Annotated in this window: 8 protein-coding genes; 2 read left to right on the top strand and 6 right to left on the bottom strand. The window is 49.8% G+C overall.

All coding sequences use genetic code 11. The features are described from left to right. Positions 1-977 precede the first annotated feature (977 nt). The 6 genes from HJG54_RS17730 to HJG54_RS17705 all read right to left on the bottom strand — a co-directional run bounded on the left by HJG54_RS17730 (position 978) and on the right by HJG54_RS17705 (position 12201). Positions 978-1280, bottom strand: a complete 303-nt coding sequence (locus HJG54_RS17730) for a hypothetical protein (RefSeq protein ID WP_316430346.1) — start codon at positions 1278-1280, stop codon at positions 978-980. Between the two features lie 755 nt (positions 1281-2035). Further along, positions 2036-4627 (bottom strand): hypothetical protein, encoded by a 2592-nt coding sequence (locus tag HJG54_RS17725; protein WP_316430344.1) that lies wholly within the window; start codon positions 4625-4627, stop codon positions 2036-2038. 22 nt (positions 4628-4649) lie between these two features. Next, positions 4650-9110: a cadherin domain-containing protein gene (locus HJG54_RS17720; protein ID WP_316430343.1), complete on the bottom strand. Its 4461-nt coding sequence runs from the start codon at positions 9108-9110 to the stop codon at positions 4650-4652. Positions 9111-9966: 856 nt separating this feature from the next. Continuing rightward, the gene (locus tag HJG54_RS17715; RefSeq protein WP_316430341.1) at positions 9967-10971 is read right to left on the bottom strand and encodes a TauD/TfdA family dioxygenase; all 1005 of its coding nucleotides are present in this window, start codon (positions 10969-10971) and stop codon (positions 9967-9969) included. A gap of 66 nt (positions 10972-11037) precedes the next feature. Continuing rightward, on the bottom strand, positions 11038-11706 hold the full coding sequence (locus HJG54_RS17710; protein WP_316430339.1) for a Uma2 family endonuclease: 669 nt from the start codon (positions 11704-11706) through the stop codon (positions 11038-11040). A 306-nt stretch (positions 11707-12012) separates the two neighbouring features. Continuing rightward, the gene (locus HJG54_RS17705; protein WP_316430337.1) at positions 12013-12201 is read right to left on the bottom strand and encodes a hypothetical protein; all 189 of its coding nucleotides are present in this window, start codon (positions 12199-12201) and stop codon (positions 12013-12015) included. A 71-nt stretch (positions 12202-12272) separates the two neighbouring features. On the opposite strand from HJG54_RS17705, the gene dnaK reads away from it, so the two are divergent. Both dnaK and HJG54_RS17695 read left to right on the top strand, forming a co-directional pair. Continuing rightward, entirely contained in the window at positions 12273-14174 is a 1902-nt protein-coding gene (dnaK, locus tag HJG54_RS17700; protein WP_316430335.1) for a molecular chaperone DnaK, read from the top strand. A 1711-nt stretch (positions 14175-15885) separates the two neighbouring features. Beyond that, entirely contained in the window at positions 15886-17304 is a 1419-nt protein-coding gene (locus HJG54_RS17695) for an AAA-like domain-containing protein (RefSeq protein ID WP_316430334.1), read from the top strand. Positions 17305-17309: the final 5 nt, after the last annotated feature.

Below are 17309 nucleotides of genomic sequence, written 5' to 3'. Positions count from 1 at the left end.
CTTGAACGACCCAAATAGGTCACAAGTAATCCTAGAGCACAATAGCACATTAAAGCTATCAATCCTCCAAACCAATAGGGCAAGCTGTTGTTTCTACTCAACTTTCGCTTGATAAAGTACAACAGGGTACTAGATACTAACGGAAAAGCAACTGCCCAAAATCCTATGCCTAGTAAAGGATATTCGTCAGTCGATGCCCAGGAATTCGTACCTACTTCTTCCCCTTTAAGGAAAAGGGCCATATCTGACAAAAAACAAGCTATAAGCAGAACAGAGACGGCTGAGACAACTATAACTAGAATGTTTCTACAGAAACTCCTGAGAAATCTCTGGTTTCTTTGTAATTGGAATATACGATTGCTAGACATAATCTCAATAAAACCCCAAGCTGGTAGCTACAAGCTTACGGGTGTGCGTCACCTTCTATAGAGAAAAAAGAAATGCCCTGACGTGCTGTGACTAGTGCAAACCTTTGACAGGGATGCCTGATTTTTCTATCAAGAAGGTGACACGCACCCTAAGCTTACAATGAGCAGTTGCACCAATCTACTGAGTAATTAAGTCCTTTATCATCCGAACAATAAAAACACAGAGAGGAATGTCTCGACGATTAGCAAACAGCACAAATAAGCCCAATGCAAAGTAGCAGATCAAAGCTGTCAACCCTCCAACCCAATAGGACAAGCTACTGTTTCTGCCCATCTTTTGCTTGATGAAGTACAGTATGCTGCCAGATGCTAAGGGAAAAGCAATTGCCCAGAATCCTAGACCTAGCAAAGGATGCTCACTGACTATGTACCATATTTGCTGACCCACTGCTCTTCCTTTAAGAAAGATAGAGACATCAACGAGAAGACAAGCTACGAGCAAAATAGAACCAATCGAAATAGCCGCAACTAGTATACGTCTACAAGAAGCTCTGAATATGTTCCAAACTTTCCGTGATTGAAATGTACGATTTCTAGTCATAAGCTCAATTAAAATCCAAGTTCACGCTGCAAGTTTTGATACACATAGCTAAGGAATTTGTTGAGCATATACTCTGTGTAAGTAAATTCCCGATAAGGGGATGGACGTTCTCCTGTCAAAGCAGCTTGGGCTGCCCCTGAAAAGCCATCTTCCGTAAATAACCAAATGACTAAGCCTAATCCAACCCACTCTGGCCACGGTGGAACACCTGCATCGGTTGACACTGTTTTTCCGTTTAGAAGTGCAGCAACATCACCAACTAGGCAAGCGGCAATGAGGACTGACAGGATTGAGATACTTGCAATTGACACGGATTTTAAGAGATTTCTCAAAAATCTCCAGATTCTTCTGGATCGAGGAATATGAGTTCTAGACATAAGCTTGGTCAATCTTTAAGTTCACGTTGTAAATTCTCGCGTGCATAGCTGAGAAATTCGTTGAGCATGTATTCTATGCAGAGGCACTCACAATAGGGGGATAGTTGTTGAACTATTAACTGATACTGCATCCCGCCTGACTGCAAGTGCCACCCCTTTAGACATGACTATCTAAGAGGAAAAATAAGAAATCTCAGTACACCTAGAAAAATGAAAAGCTTCACTATAGTGATGAAACGAGGTTCATTTGCAAACGCTGTCGGCATTCTTAAAGTTGGTTCCTCTGAAATGCCTAACTTTTCTAGTTGTCTAAGCCATGCTTCCTTTTCTAGCCCCAATAGAAATGAACCTGTTTTCGTATCCAAGATAAAGTACCCTGGAGGAGCCTCGAATTTGCTAGTTCGAGTTCTTTGTTCTTCGGGTGACAGTTTATCAATTCTACCAAAGACTATACTGCCTCTAACGTTCACTCGGTTAATGTCTCCTCTGAAGACTGTCAAACCACGCGCTATTGCAATATTTGTACTGCTAACTTTGTTAATCTCATAACCATTTGGTAACCTTCCTTCATAGTCAAAAGGAGTACATTTGACGAAAAGTATGAGCATAATGAATACTCCTAATAATTGTCTTATTGTTATCATCAAAGTACTCCTAAAAATTCTCTGTCAATAACTAGTTCACCGACTTTAGTGTGGAACTGTCCAGAAGTTGCTTTCTATTGTCCATGAAGCCCTGAGATCGTAGGGAGTGCCACCTGGAAATTCAATCTTTCCATACTTCTCATCATCAATGAGATTGGCGGTATCTGGGACATCATCAAACCTATCTGAAACTGAATATTCCAATCTTAGCTTGTAAGGATAAGACACAAAATCGGGTGCTCCAGAAAATAGTCCAGCTTGTGGTTCAATTGTTGTATCAAGGGTAGCAGTAAACCTGAGGACTAAATTACTATTTCCCATGACAAAGAAGGTGAATGTAGTATTAACCTGAGTCTCAAGCTCACCATTCACGACAGGATTTGCTGATGTTAGATGACGATTGACATAGTTTGTTGCGTCAAAACTCAATTTGCTAATTCCTTGAGCAACCTCTGGTGTACTCCTATACTCGTCTAATAGCCCCCAAACTTCTAAATCAACAGGTTCCCCATTACCTTCAAAGTAGTGCTGCATAAACCAAGAAACGGCGGGTCCTGGAAAAACATCAAATACCCGGTATACAGGATTAACAGTTGAAGGTGGTGGAACAGGTTCTTGCTGAGAATGGGCAATTATAACATCTGAGAATTGCTGAGCAAGCTTAAGTGCATATTCTCCAAATATCAAGAGATTTAACTTGTCGGAGTTATTTAAGCCTTGGAAGGATGATCCCAGCTTATTAGCACCATTTACTATCTCTTGCTCATCTTGCGCTTGCCACAGGGTGTCGAGGGAAGAAAAGAGAGGGTTATTTTTCCATGCTGAGTTTGGAATGGGGTCCAATGCCGTATAAGCGCCTCCTACTTGCATTAAAGCACTGAGGAACTTAGGCTCATGCTTTTGCTGTTGCAATTCTTCAGGTGCAACTTTAGTTGCCTTCAGCAAATTTGTTCCGAACTTCAACAGTGGTAAGCTCGGTGAATTGGTGTCCTCCAAGAACTGCTTAAGTTCCTCAGTGCCTTTTTGAATTGCAGCCGCATCCTGATTCTGCCATAGCGTATCGAGGAAGAAATTGAGCGATGCATCACCTTCGGTGGTCGTTGCAATCGGGTCAAGCACGGCATAGGCTTTGCCCAACTCCAGCAGCGCACTGAGCACTTGAGCATCGGGTGGCAGCTCCAGTGAAAGTGCTTCCATTGCTCTCAGTAAACCTGTTGCCAACTTCAGCAAGCGAGTGGGATCCGCACTATCTTGAATGAACGCTTGTAATTGCTCTGCTCCGGTTTGCAGCCTAACCTCATCCTGCGCCTGCCACAGCGTATCGAGGAAGAAGTTCAACGGCGGCTCGGTTGAAGGAGCCGTGGGGTTGAGCTGCGCATACATAGCGCCTAACTCAATAAGTGCACTCACAACCACCGGATTAGCATTTTCCTCAGGTGCCAGGCTCTGTCCAACTGCCTGCACCAAGTTCGTAGCAAACCTCAACCATTGCAACCGTGCTTCGGGTGTGTCGAATCCCGCAAACAGCTCACTCAGCTTTCCAGTAGCTTGCCGCATAGCAATGGACTCAGTTTGAGCCGACTCACCTTGCCACAGGGTTGCCAAGAATGCCTCAGTTCCATTCTCAGTTGCAGTCGTCAGCACAGTGGGATTGAGCTTGGCATACTCAAAGCCAAACATCACCAGTTCTCTGAGGAATTGGGCATCGAGCACGGCATCGTCTGACAGTGATTCGACATTCGTAACAGCCTGCACCACCAAGTTGTTGACAAAGCGCAGTGCTCCTAACGGGTCCTCCACCCCCTCGAGCAAGGTGTCGAGCGCTGCTATTCCTCGTTGCAGTTCAGCCCGAATCTCCTGGTAGGGTTTGGGCGTGCTGGGGTCAGTAGGCAACTGCGCTCGCCACAAGGAATCGAGAAAATCGGGTGTGGTAGTGGTAGCCGTATCCGGAGCTAGTGTGGGCTTGAGTGCGGCATAGGTGCGGCCCAACTCCAACAGCCCATTGACCAACTGCTGCTGCTCATCCTCGCTCAGGGTCGGGTAGTGCTTGTCTATCCACACCTGATTCACCACCGTCAGCAAGGCCGCCTGATACACCTCAGTGCGCACTGCATCACGGTCCTCTAGCAGTTGCGCAGCCAGAACAACGCCGCGCTCGGTGGCCTCGGCTCGCGTGTCAATCGTCTCCTCGGCTTCATCATAGATGCCATGCAGCACCCCTGCCATCGCGTCATACAGCTGATAGTGCTCCACCACTGCCGCCAGTTCCATCAGCAGCGTCATGCGATTGAACAGCGCCGCTTTTTTGTGAATCGTCTCTGGCGTCTCATCGATGAGGTGGAAGGCGCGGTCGAGAATAATCGCCACCTTCTCCAGATAAGTGGGAGGACGGTCGAGCGGTGGGGGTGGCGGTGGCGGTGCTCCCGGATCACCGTAGTTGCCGCCAGGGGTTCCACTGCCACCGGTGAGGATCAACCAACCAAACGCTGGACCGCCCCGATAGTCTGACCCCGACGAGGAACTGCCACTGCCGCCACTGGTGCCGCCGCTACTACCGCCACTGCCGCCGCCATCACTGCCGCCCCCATACTCGCCGCTGCCGCTGAAGGAGGTGAGCCAATCTTCATCCACCGCCACCCGCGGCTCCTGAACGAAAAAGCTAAACCCGAACGAAAAAGCTAAACCCGACCGTGTGACGATTGCCTGCCCCGTCGATACTGGTGATTGTGAGGGTATGAGCACCCGCTTGACTCGGAACCGCCAGCAGTTGGTTAAACCTGCCGTCTGCGGCAATCGCTAGGTCAACTTCGCCTTGGTCGTTAAACTGATACACAACTCGCACTCCCGGCTCCATCTGCTTGAGTTGGCCTTTGAGCCGTTCGGTCGCCGCCCAGCGAATGCCATCGATTAAGCCCTGTACCTCAAACACCGGTACTTGAGTATCTAAGGTGAAGGGCACCGCTGCGGTTTTGGTATTGCCATAGCGGTCGGTGGCCAGCACCTGCACGACATGGGTGCCATCGCTCAGTCGCCGTTTCGCCATTGCCTCTAACTGCTCGCGGCTGAGGCGAAAGCGACCATCCGGCTGCACGGCTGCCAAGAGATTGGCATCGGCGGTCGTGGGCATGCCATTCAGCCTGGCCCGCAGCGCCACCAGTTGATGTGGCTGGCTGATGAAGCCCTCAAGCGTGGGGTCTGAGGTGAGGCCATCGGTGTCGGTGCCGCCATGGGCTGCCGTATCGCGAGCCAGGCCCACCTGAAGCACACTGGTGAAGTTATCGCGGATATCATCGCTGAGGTCCAGGGTCAGGACGGTTTCGTAGATGCCGCCCTGGTTGTCTTGAGTTTGGACGCGAATGCTGTAACGCCGTTGCGCCTCGTAATCGAGCACCGCATTGGTATAGAGCTGATGACCTACAACCATGAAGCGGGCATTGTCACTATCGCCAGCCCCCGATACTAGCTGGTAGCGAAACGAGTCATCTCCATCGGGATCCACCGTGGTGAAGTCACCCACCAGCGTGCCAATCGGTTGATTCTCTGGCATCTGGGTCGCACTCAAGCGCAGATCGGTAGGAGCCAAATTATTGGCCACAAACTGGTAGTTGAGTGTAATAGTGCCGGTGTCCTCGTTGTAGCCATCGACGGCAATGAAGTAGGTCATTCCAGCCTGAACCGCAACCTGCACCCGACTTTGGACAGTGTGGGTCGCGATGTCATCATTCTGGGCCAATAGCGTCAAGTGGTTTAGATGGCGACTCACCACCGACAGATAGGTATCAAAGTCACTGCCGAGTGTATCAAGGCTGAGCAGCCCATTTCTGAGTGCGGTCCATGTCCACCAGACTGAGTGAATTGGACCACTTTGGTCGGGTTCGTCCGCTTCGCTCCAGGCGGTGCGGTTGTGCCCCACCACTCGTCCGCTGGTGCCGGTTAATTCAATTGCATTGCTGCGCTTGTCATTGGCGGGTGCGGCCTCAAAGCGATAGTCGAGCTGAATTGTGCCGAGCAGGTTATCATAGCCATCGACGGCAATGTAGTAGGTCACTCCAGCCTGTACGGGGACGGCCAGAGGCGCTTGTAACTCTTCAGGATTGGTGTGGGCCAGACCTGTGAGGGCGCTGAGCTGGCTACCGCTGAACACCGAGACAAAGGGTTCAATCCAACTCTGGCTGGGGTCAAGCGTCAACCAGCCATCACTCGGTGCACTCCAGCGCCACCAGAGCGAATTAATCGGGCCACTTTGGTCGGGTTCTCCGGCCTCAGCCAAGGCATTGAGATTGCTGCCGCTGATTTGACCGAATGGTGCTGTCAGCCAACTGGCATTGGTGAATGAATCATTGCTCGGCGGCGGTCCAAACCGGTAGCTGAGGCTGAAGTCCATCATTTGGTCGGCATAGCCATCGACGGCAATATAGTAGGTGGTGTTGGCCTGCACGGCGGCCTGCACGCGACTTTGTCCCGGACCGTCCTGGGCCAGTCGGGTCAACGTATTGAGACGATTGCCCTGAAACAGCGACAGGTACGTGCCCATGAAGCGCTCATCCCTCGTTTCCACAGTGAATACACCATTGGCGGGTGCGGTCCATGTCCACCAGACCGAGTGAATCGCCCCATCTTGAATCGGTTCGCCCGGTTCAGCGCTGGCATCAATCGTGCTGCCTGTATCCTGTCCCGATGAACCCGACAGTACCTTGGCATTGGCAAAGTGGTCGTTGGCAGGCGGGGCGAAAAGCTGGTAATTGAGGGTAATCTCGCCAGTCTCATGCCCAGCACCGTCTACGGCAATGTAGTAGGTGGTGTTCGCTCGAACTGGAACCTGAATGCGACTGTGGTAATTGGTACCACTGATATCGTCATTCTGGGCCAATACACTCAAGCTGGTTAGACTACTACCGCTAAACAGCGAGAGGTAGGTATCGAAGTTGCTACCCATCGTATCCAGATTCAAAACCCCATTCTTTGGCGCAGTCCAACGCCACCACACCGAGTTGATCGTCCAACTTTGTCCTGGTTCACCAGCTTCTGAGAGGGCATTGACATTCGTCCCAACGACTCGACCATTCCGTCCGGTCAATTCAGCCGCCTGCATAAATTTGTCATTGGCGGGTGGGTCAGCTAGGTTGTACTTGAGGATGATGTTCCCCGTGTGATCAGCAATACCATCTACGGCAATGTAATACGTTTTTCCAGCTTGTACTTCCGCTTGCCAGCGATCTGATTGCATGCCCCAGCCTTCCCCATTTCGCGGCAGCCAGGTGAGCGTATTGAGGCTAGTGCCGCTATACACTGAAACATAGGTGTTAAAATCGCTGTCGCCGGTATCGACTGTAAACACACCATTGCGCGGAGCAGTCCACTTCCACCAGACTGAGTGAATCACTCCATCTTGGGCGGGTTCGCCGCTTTCCCCGAATGCATTGACATTGGTTCCTGTCACCTGATTCGCGGTTCCTTCCAAAAGTATCGCATTCGCCAATTTGTCATTCCGAGGCGACTCAGCGAAGGCATAGTTGAGTGTGATTGCACCCGTCAGATACGCATTGCCATCGACAGCTATGTAATAGGTCTTGCCGGATTGCACCTCGACCTGCACTCGACCTTGAGACCAACCAGCGCTGTAATCATCTTGGGCCAGTAAGGTGAGATTGGCGAAACTGGGGGTGCTGCTGGTGCTGTTGGTGCGAAACAAGGAAAGGTAAGCGTCTACCTGACTGCCCAGCGTATCGACAGTCAAAGCGCCATCTTTCGGTGCCGTCCACTTCCACCAGACTGTGTTCAGGGTACCGCTTTGAGCGGGTTCACCTGGCTCTCCGGTCGCATGCCTATTGTTACCAGGCACTGAACCGGATGTGCCATTCAGCGTTGTCGCAGCAGCTAACTTATCATTCGCTGGGGGTGGCCCGAATCGGTAGTTTAATTTGATAGTTCCAGTAGCCGTATTGTGGCCATCAACTGCAATGGAGTAAGTCTGATTCGGTTGAACCGCAAGCTGCACCTGGCTTTGTGGCCAACCATCCGTATCATCATTTCGCGCCAGTGGTGTCAGGCTGCTCACACTGGTGCCGCTAAAGACCGAGAGAAATGTATTAAAACTACTGCCAAATGTATCTAGTGTGAGCGTACCTCCACTGTTCGGCGCGGTCCACTTCCACCAGACTGAGTGAATGGTGCCGCTTTGGGCCGGTTCGCCAGCCTGTCCGGTTGCCCCCACATTACTGCCTGAAACCGAGCCGGTTGTTCCACTCAAAGTGATTGCATTGCCCCAGTGGTCGTTGGCGGCTGCACATTCAACGAGAACGAGTTGATCACGGATCGTCAACGTGGCAAAATCAGTTTCGGTCTTTAAGTCCGCCAATGCTTGCGGCGATAAGGCATCTCCTTGGACGAGGGCGGCAAACATAGCGCCTTCATCACCTGGAGTATCAGTTGGATTGAGCTGAGCATCGAGGTAGTGCCCGATCTCTTCGAGCAACACGGCTGCAACGGCTTGAGGATGGTCAATCTGGCGAGACAGAAAATCCTCAAATAGATAAATCGTATTCGTCTCGGCTGAAAATGCGCCTTGCACACTCGTCTCGGCTGACGAAGCGGTGGGTAAGATCTCAAGGCGGAGTGGAGCGTGAGTTGTAATATTAGAACTCAACAATTGGCTCAGCGCTGCTCGTCCAGCTTCCACGGTCCACGGTCCTCCAAACGCTTGTTGCAGTTTGACGCTGAAGGCTGGATCTGCCAGAAAAGCTTCTAGCTGCTGAGCAGCCATCTTCACTGCTGCGGACAAGGTCTCCTCAGTCGAGCTGCCAGGTTTGTTGAAGGGTTGAGTGAAATTCAGATTCAATGATTCTACATCCGAGTGGACCAGTGGAGCATCGGAAGGACGGCCAGTGAGGATATCTTGAGGGGAAGCCTGATCCAAAACTGGGCTAGACCAATCAAGAGAATTGAGCTGTGGAACAACAGAGAATAAACTCACCACACCACTTGGAACAACTGCAGAGGGCAGATCTCCCAAGCTGGGCTGAACAGGTTGCTGTGAAGTTAGCCCAGAATTAGGTGGCAGTAGAGGGGTATTGCCCAGCGAAAGTTCAGCAGCCAGCCAATGAATTGGTATCTCTTCCATGATGGTAGGGTTGAATCATTTGAACGTTGAATTGAGCTTGAGATAAGCTAAGCAAGCGAAACTGAGATGCTGTTGTGTATAAAATCGGCAACAACATCAAAAACTTTGCTGCGTTACTTCTCATGAGAAGTCAGCAAGATGTAGCTGAGAGCAATGTCACTCTCAAACTAAAGCAGCAGAATCTGAACGCAAGAAATAATCAACTGATTAGAAGTCACACATATTGATTATTTAGGTGAAGAATTTAGGTGAAAAAGAGGCGCATAGACCAAAAACATGGCCTTGAACACAGATTGAACCCCACTCACTGGGGCAACCTTCGGCAGAAATGCTCAACTTGCCGGTAGGACGAAGCTAGGAGCTAGTGATGTTGGCTCAGTGGGGCGTACCGAGCGTTCAAGCATTCTAAATTGAGAAGAGCTGATGTGGCTGTGGAGGCTGCAACTAGGGCAATCTGAGCAGGCTACTCAATTTGATGCCGTATCAGTAAGCTTCTTGAATTAGTTTTAATTTATACAACAAATGTAAATTTAACGCTGAGATTAGATGAAGCTTAGATGAAGTTTGATTGGGTCTTGGGGTGCTGCAACTAGCGCAGCGATGCCTCTAAATTGTGGTATGCGTAGCAATACACTGTCGAGGAGGGAATCAATGTGCTTTTTAAGGGAAACAGCTTTCCCCTAGTCAACCCCTTGATCACCCAATTAAGAGAACAGACAGCATGGAACTACTCTATGTGGACGTGGGCTACCCCAGTACTACCTTCCTGCGTAAGCCCTGATCAGGTATCTGTATCTGACAATCCCAACTCCTGCCTCCCGTCGGCTGACGCTCTGGGAAGCCTGACTCCTGTTCTTCAAAACACCGTCCGAATCACTCGCTCTCCTAAGTTGCGATCGCCTGCCGATTCGCCCAAGTCCCGCACCACAAACGAACGCTGCAACCAGCGATCAAAGCCGTCATAGCGAGGCGTAAAGGCAGAACGACCATGTACGGTGCGGCGATTGTCAATACAGAGCAGATCGCCTGTGTCGAGCTTGATGCTTCGGTATACCTGGGCAATCGCGTCTTTCAAAGCTTCCAGCGCTTCTTCAGCTTCGGGGGTCAGGGCTTCCATCAGGTCTTCGTCGTAGTTAAGAAAAGGATCTTGGGGATTGCCGTAGAGTACAGGTAAAACTGGACCGTTGCCTTTCACGGTTTGGATATTGCCAAAGGAATAGTCAATACCCGTTCGGTATAACGGTTCAAATAATAATTCACGATGGCGAGAAGAAAGTAGCGGTAACGCATGGGTGATGCTGGCATAGGTAGTTTCGGCAACGCGATCGTGATCGGGCCGCAGACAAAACAGCAGCAGGTATTCCGGTGCGTAAGGGTGAAATACCGTCTCTCGGTGAAATTGCAGCCGAGTTTTAGAACCGCCGGAGGATTGAATTGTTTCCTGCGTTTTAACGGGGGCAAGATTTTGAAACAGATCGCCGTTTTTCTCCTGGATGTAGGACACCAAATGACCCAGACGGCTACCAATCATGGCTAAGCAGCGTTCGCTGACGAAGGTGGTTTTTTCCTCAGAGCGACGAGCATTGATCGGCGTGTGGACATGGTAGAGTCCCGGATCGATCGGCAGACCGCGCAACAGCAAAATTCCTTCGGAGTTAGAGCGGACCTGAAACTCTAGCAAGGCTCGGCGGACAAACCGCGGCATCTCATCGGCGCGCATCTCACAGTCAAGCAAAAATTCTTCGGTATCTTGATAGGGATTAACTCCAAGCGCTAAAAACAAATTGATTGTTGCTTCATCAAAATTACGACAGTCCACCACCTGCACCTGAGTGGAGACTGATGCTTTAAGCTGTTGCATCGCCACCTCCTCCAGCAAATCTACCGCTATGGGAGTAGATACATCAGTTTTACTCTGTTTTTCAGTTCATGGCTGACCAATATCGCGGCAATTACTGGCAATTTGTGTTTCAAATTCTTCTAGCGCCTGAACCGTCCCCACCTGCCAAGCTCGCTCAACCGTAGCGGGAATCAGTTCCGTCAAGGGCAAATCGCGAAACGTGGGGCTGTACCTCGACTCGACATATTTTCCGGCTTGCAGCAAATAGATCGTCAATCTGCCGTTGCCATACACCCATAGCTCTGGTACTCCGATTGCTTCGTAGGCATCCAGCGTCGTTTTTGAGGTGACATCGGTTTTGATTGCCAGATCGGGGGGTGGGTCAGTCGGGGCCAGTCGGCGATGCCCAATCATCTGCTGATAATTTTGGATATAGAAGCAGGCATCTGGCTCTACTCCCGCCTTGCCCTGCTGCTTAAAGGTGGTAGAGCCAAACGGTTCATACTTTCTATTACTTTGCCTCAGCAAAAGCTTGACGATGTCTGAAATTAAATCGTTCGGCTTTTCATGTTCAGGCAGCGGAACCATAATTTCTAACGTTTGATTGCTATAGGCCACCCGTGCGGCTCGCTTTTTACCCAGGTCCTGCAAAATCGCCTCAAATTCGTCCCAGCTCACATCAGGGATCGTGACCACACTGCCGGGTGCGAGTTGGAGTTGGCTGATCGGTTTAGCAACAGGAGTCGGAGTAGCCATTGGTTCGAGCATGACTAAATGCTAGATTCAGCCTATCGCAATTACAGCCTTTTTCAGGCTAGTGAAGTACGAAAAACGGGGTGCAGGGGCACTGCCCCTGCGTGGGGGCGAAGCCCCCCCACCCCCTGTACCTCACAGGAGTGAAAAACACTGTAATTCAGAAGTTCACCGAGTTCTGGCGGCAAACCCACCTTTGATGTTACGGTTCGCCCCAATTCCGGTGATGGCCTCACTGCCTACACTGGAAACATCAAGTTGAAATGAAGCGAATTGAGCAATCAATCCAGTTTTTCAGTGAAATTCAGGTTAACCGCCCATCCCTGGTTCGGTAAACCCGCCTTCATCGAACGGCGAAAGGCACACAGTATATATAAGTGTGGTGCTGACTCCCTGCCGCACAATGCTGTTTGCATGGTTAGCAGACAACCAGCCGCCAACCCGTTTGCGATGAGTAGGGGAATGGCCCCAGGTTACTCGTAACGCACAAACAGCCAAGGGACACTGAACTCCCCAACTGATTGGTTATCCAGACAAGATTCTGTATCTAGAACCGGAGCATTAGTTTTATGGCAAAAGTTGTTGGAATTGACTTAGGGACAACGAACTCTTGTGTAGCGGTCATGGAGGGGGGAAAGCCCACCGTTATTGCTAACGCCGAAGGGTTTCGGACGACTCCCTCGGTTGTTGCCTATGCCAAGAATGGTGACCGCCTGGTAGGTCAAATCGCCAAGCGCCAAGCCGTAATGAACCCTGAGAACACCTTCTATTCGGTGAAGCGATTCATCGGACGACGGTTTGATGAAGTCACCCACGAAACCACGGAAGTTTCCTACAAAGTTCTCAACGTCAACGGCAACGTTAAAATCGATTGTCCTGCCCAAGGCAAGCAGTTTGCCCCTGAAGAAATTTCAGCCCAAGTGCTGCGCAAATTGAAAGAAGATGCCAGCAAATACCTGGGCGAAGATGTCACCCAAGCGGTGATTACTGTTCCTGCCTACTTCAACGACTCGCAGCGGCAAGCCACCAAAGACGCTGGTAAAATCGCGGGTCTGGAAGTACTGCGGATCATCAACGAGCCGACCGCCGCATCGCTGGCCTACGGCTTAGATAAGAAAACCAACGAAACCGTCCTGGTTTTTGACTTGGGTGGTGGTACCTTCGACGTGTCCATCCTGGAAGTGGGCGACGGCGTGTTTGAAGTGTTGGCGACCTCTGGCGACACCCACCTTGGCGGTGACGACTTCGATAAGAAGATCGTGGACTATTTAGCCGAAGCCTTTAAGAGCCAGGAAGGAATTGAGCTGCGCAAGGACAAGCAAGCGTTGCAGCGCCTCACCGAAGCGGCTGAAAAGGCCAAGATCGAGTTGTCGAGTGTGACTCAGGCTGAGATCAACCTACCCTTCATCACCGCGACTCAGGATGGTCCGAAGCACCTGGAAATGACGCTGACTCGCGCCAAGTTTGAGGAGCTATGTGCTGACCTGATCGACCGCTGTCGCGTCCCCGTTGAGAACGCGATGCGCGATGCCAAGAAAGACAAGACCAGCATCGATGAAGTAGTTTTGGTGGGTGGTTCGACTCGGATTCCCGCCGTTCAAGAGCTGGTGAAGCGCATCCTGGGCAGAGACCCGAACCAAACGGTAAACCCAGATGAGGTGGTGGCTGTTGGGGCGGCGATTCAGGCCGGTGTGCTGGCGGGTGAAGTAAAGGATATCCTGCTGCTCGATGTGACACCCCTCTCCTTGGGTGTGGAAACGTTGGGTGGCGTTATGACCAAGATCATCCCCCGCAACACCACGATCCCGACCAAGAAGTCCGAGGTATTCTCAACCGCTGCTGACGGTCAAACCAACGTGGAAATTCACGTGCTGCAGGGCGAGCGCGAGATGGCCTCTGATAACAAGAGCTTGGGCACCTTCCGTCTCGATGGCATTCCGCCAGCTCCCCGTGGCGTACCTCAGATTGAAGTCACGTTCGACATCGATGCCAACGGTATCCTCAACGTCAAAGCCCGCGACAAGGGCACTGGCAAGGAGCAGTCGATCAGCATCACAGGTGCTTCGACCCTGCCCAAGGATGAAGTAGAGCGGATGGTGAACGAAGCTGAGCGCAATGCCGACGCAGACCGAGAGCGGCGTGAGCGGATTGACCTGAAGAACCAAGCAGACTCCTTGGCCTATCAAGCTGAGAAGCAAATTGCTGACCTGGGTGATAAGGTTTCCGATGACGACAAGAGCAAAGTCGAAGGCTTGGTGAAAGATCTGCGCGACGCAGTTACTCAGGAAGACTTCGACAAGATCAAGTCTCTCAGCAGCGAACTGCAACAAACCCTCTACACGATTGGCAGCAACTTGTATCAAGGTGCCGGCGGAGCTACACCGCCCAGCGACGACACCAACGGCAGCTCTGCTGGCCCCAGTGGCGGCGAAGATGATGTGATCGACGCTGAATTCTCTGAGACAAAGTAGGAAACGTCAAACAGTAGGGCTAAATAAGTCCCTATGGTGAAAATTAACGATCGCTTCCGTGGGAGGGGGCGATCGTTTTTTGTTGATTGTTGTTGATTGAGATTAGAAGATGCTTGAAAAGTATCAAATACGCTGCATCTGCCCCCAAATCTCCTCTCTGGTATGCTCGTCAGGGCTGGGACTTCGAACTGGGTTCTCCTTGTCATGCCCACAGGGCTACAAATTGACAAATTGACAAATTGACGGGCTAGAAGAGCAGTTTGAATAGTAATCAGCACCTTTAAAGCCTCCTCTTAGATTGATGATTGATCGAGTAATCAAAAAGCAGTGAAACTAGCCCTAGATCCGGTTTTTGCAACGGCTTTGGAGCTAGTTTTGATGATTAGAAATTTGGCTACAGAACATCTAGAGAACATTTGCAAAGGTAGGAAAAGTAGGAAAACCTGAGCCAGTTGATGGCACATTAGAAGTAGTTTTTTGCAAAATTAAAAGTTGGATTTCTGTTTGTATTGTTTTGGTCAATTAGTTGATGTAAAACAGAAGGTAGGAGAAAGTCATCAATAGGAAACTCCAAGATAATCAGGGTGTATTTCCTTAGCCATTTGTTCAATAGCGGCTGAATTGAATACTGAATCAAAGCACTTAAAAGTACTGATAGGATGCTGATTTAGAGGCATTATCAGTTTGTTTGAGGCTTATCTTCTTGCTCGTACTTTGCATGAGTTGTCAGGTGAAGGAGCAAGGAAATTACTTAGAGCAGCTTGGTTTAAGTGCATTCCAGGGTTAATTTAGGGGGCTGTTCAAAGTTTTGGGTCAATCCAGCGTTTGACGTCGTATTTCGCCCACCCGCGAATCAATAGCCCGCGATTCATCTATGGGCGGGTCAGGCACCGAAGCGAACAGAAACATTTACAGAAACATTTACAGATCCTAATTCGGCTGCGCATAAGCGGGGAAAAGTTTAACTGGCAGAGTCGGAACGTGGTGCTCATAACGTTCCTGGTAGTGTTTTGGCGACATTATATCGACACCATTGCTTTAGGTTTTTCAACTTCGTGTCGAAGTGATTAAGCCTGGGGCTACTGTCTAGACCACAGAGGTATGGTTTTTCTGCTCTGTCTCCTCAAACTGTAACCTACGGCTGACAGCTGAATGGACTCCAGTTGTGACTCTATTTGTGACTCTGATCGGCTACTCTACTTGTTCAAAAGGACTTTCAAAAGGACCAGCTTCTAACCTGGAAAATACTGGAGCCTTAGCTTTTTAGTAGAGCTTTTCAGGCAGTTTTAGCAGAAAGTACTTGCAAAACTCTAGAGTTGTATGTAATTACACGAACTATACTGCTGACGAAATGAACTAGTCCAAAAGATTTTTGGCCAGAGTACAGTGCGTATAACTTTTGAATAGTTATTAAGTTGAAACACGCAAAAATTGCTATTTGATTCTCCGTTCTACGACTACTTTCTAAGCCAATAAGATTTGTCGTAGGAAAACATTGAATTAGCTGAAATTACTCTACCTTTGAACCTATTTTCCTCTACCAAATCGAGACTAGGTTTGGGAATTGCCAGTACTACAGCGATGGTTCTACAGCGTAAAAATACGCAAAATTCAATGTCTTAATGAACTACTTGAACCAGCTTGAACTGGAGCGGTGAGTGTAATAGATTAAGTTCACCTTTACAATAATTTCGCCCAATTTGGCCTCCACATGAGTGTTGATGAAGCTCTAAAAGTCATAGAGCAGGTTTTGCTGCTGAGACAACTGAATCCAATCGAACGATTTATCTTTCAACAGTCATGGCTGGGCCGGAACTACCAAGATATGTCGCAAGATTGCAGCTATGGCACAACTTACATTAAAGAAGTTGGCTCCCAACTCTGGCAGGATCTTTCGAAAGCAACTGGTGAAAAGGTAACTAAAAAGAATTTGCATCTTGTTTTGCGACAAGACAAACGCCATTTAGCGGAATTTAACCAAGAAACCATTCGTAAGACGCAGGGAACTGTAGATGAATCCGTCGCAGCATCTGGAGCCATACCTGCAGCAACACTTGCGGCTGAATCAAACCTCAGAGCCTCCTTGGAATTCCCTTCAGGACTGGTACCAGCAAATTCTCCCTTCTATGTTGCTCGTCCTCCTATCGAAGAACTGGCGCTGGCAGAAATTACCCAACCGAGCTGTGCCCTGCAGATTAGAGCGCCCCGCCAAATGGGAAAAAGCTCGCTGCTGACCCGGATTCTGGCTCACGCGGCGGTACAAGGCTGTCGGCCCGTTTACATCGACTTTCAGGAGGCAGATAATGCGGTGTTTGAGTCGCTGGATCGGCTACTGCGTTGGCTTTGTATTAATGTCAGCCGAAAGCTGGATCTGAATCCGGCCCTTGCAGCCTATTGGGATGAAAGTATGGGCAGCAAAGTTAGCTGTAGTGTGTATTTTGAAGCTTATTTGCTAGAGCAAATTCGGGCACCAATTGTGCTGGGGTTAGACGAAGTGAATCGGATTTTTGATTATCCCACTGTAGCGGATGATGTTTTGTCGATGCTGCGCTATTGGCACGAGCAGGCTAAACAAGGAACGATTTGGCGTAAGCTGCGCTTCATTGTTGTTCAAAGCACAGAAGTGTATACTTCGGCTGATTTTCAGCAATCTCCCTTTGATGTGGGACTGGCGCTGACTTTATCTGCCTTTACGCTGGAGCAGATGCAGGATTTGGCGTTGCGCTATGGCTTGCTGTGGGCGTTGGAGATTGATAGCCCGCAATTAATTAGTCTCTATCAACTGCTAGGAGGGCATCCCTACTTAACGAACTTGGCGTTTTATCATCTGCGTCGTGGTGTGCTCACCTTAGAGCAACTGTTGGATACTGCCGCAGAACCCAGCGGAATTTATGGCCAATATCTGCGAGACCATTTGGCCATCGTACAAAATGAACCTGCTCTGGTGCTAGCCATGCAGCAAGTGCTCAATTCCGACATAGGAGTTCGCTTGGAGACCCTTAAGGTCGCCTACCAACTCGAAAGCTTGGGGTTAATCCAGCTAGATGGCACGCTGGCGAAACCAAGCTGTGAGCTTTACCGCCTTTATTTTAAAAAGCACTTGGCTGATTGTTCTGTGCCTTGTGCTTAGCAGAT

This window comes from Leptolyngbya sp. NK1-12, assembly GCF_032598965.1.
GTDB lineage: Bacteria > Cyanobacteriota > Cyanobacteriia > Elainellales > Elainellaceae > Elainella.
Note: the sequence above shows the minus strand (reverse complement) of the source record. Positions and strands in the feature narration are given on the sequence as shown.

What these genes read in the sequence shown, in the direction of transcription:
- HJG54_RS17720 (WP_316430343.1), bottom strand. Translation starts at nt 9,110, where the DNA reads ATGGAAGAGATACCAATTCATTGGCTGGCTGCTGAACTTTCGCTGGGC.
- HJG54_RS17715 (WP_316430341.1), bottom strand. Translation starts at nt 10,971, where the DNA reads ATGCAACAGCTTAAAGCATCAGTCTCCACTCAGGTGCAGGTGGTGGAC.
- HJG54_RS17710 (WP_316430339.1), bottom strand. Translation starts at nt 11,706, where the DNA reads ATGGCTACTCCGACTCCTGTTGCTAAACCGATCAGCCAACTCCAACTC.
- dnaK (WP_316430335.1), top strand. Translation starts at nt 12,273, where the DNA reads ATGGCAAAAGTTGTTGGAATTGACTTAGGGACAACGAACTCTTGTGTA.
- HJG54_RS17695 (WP_316430334.1), top strand. Translation starts at nt 15,886, where the DNA reads ATGAGTGTTGATGAAGCTCTAAAAGTCATAGAGCAGGTTTTGCTGCTG.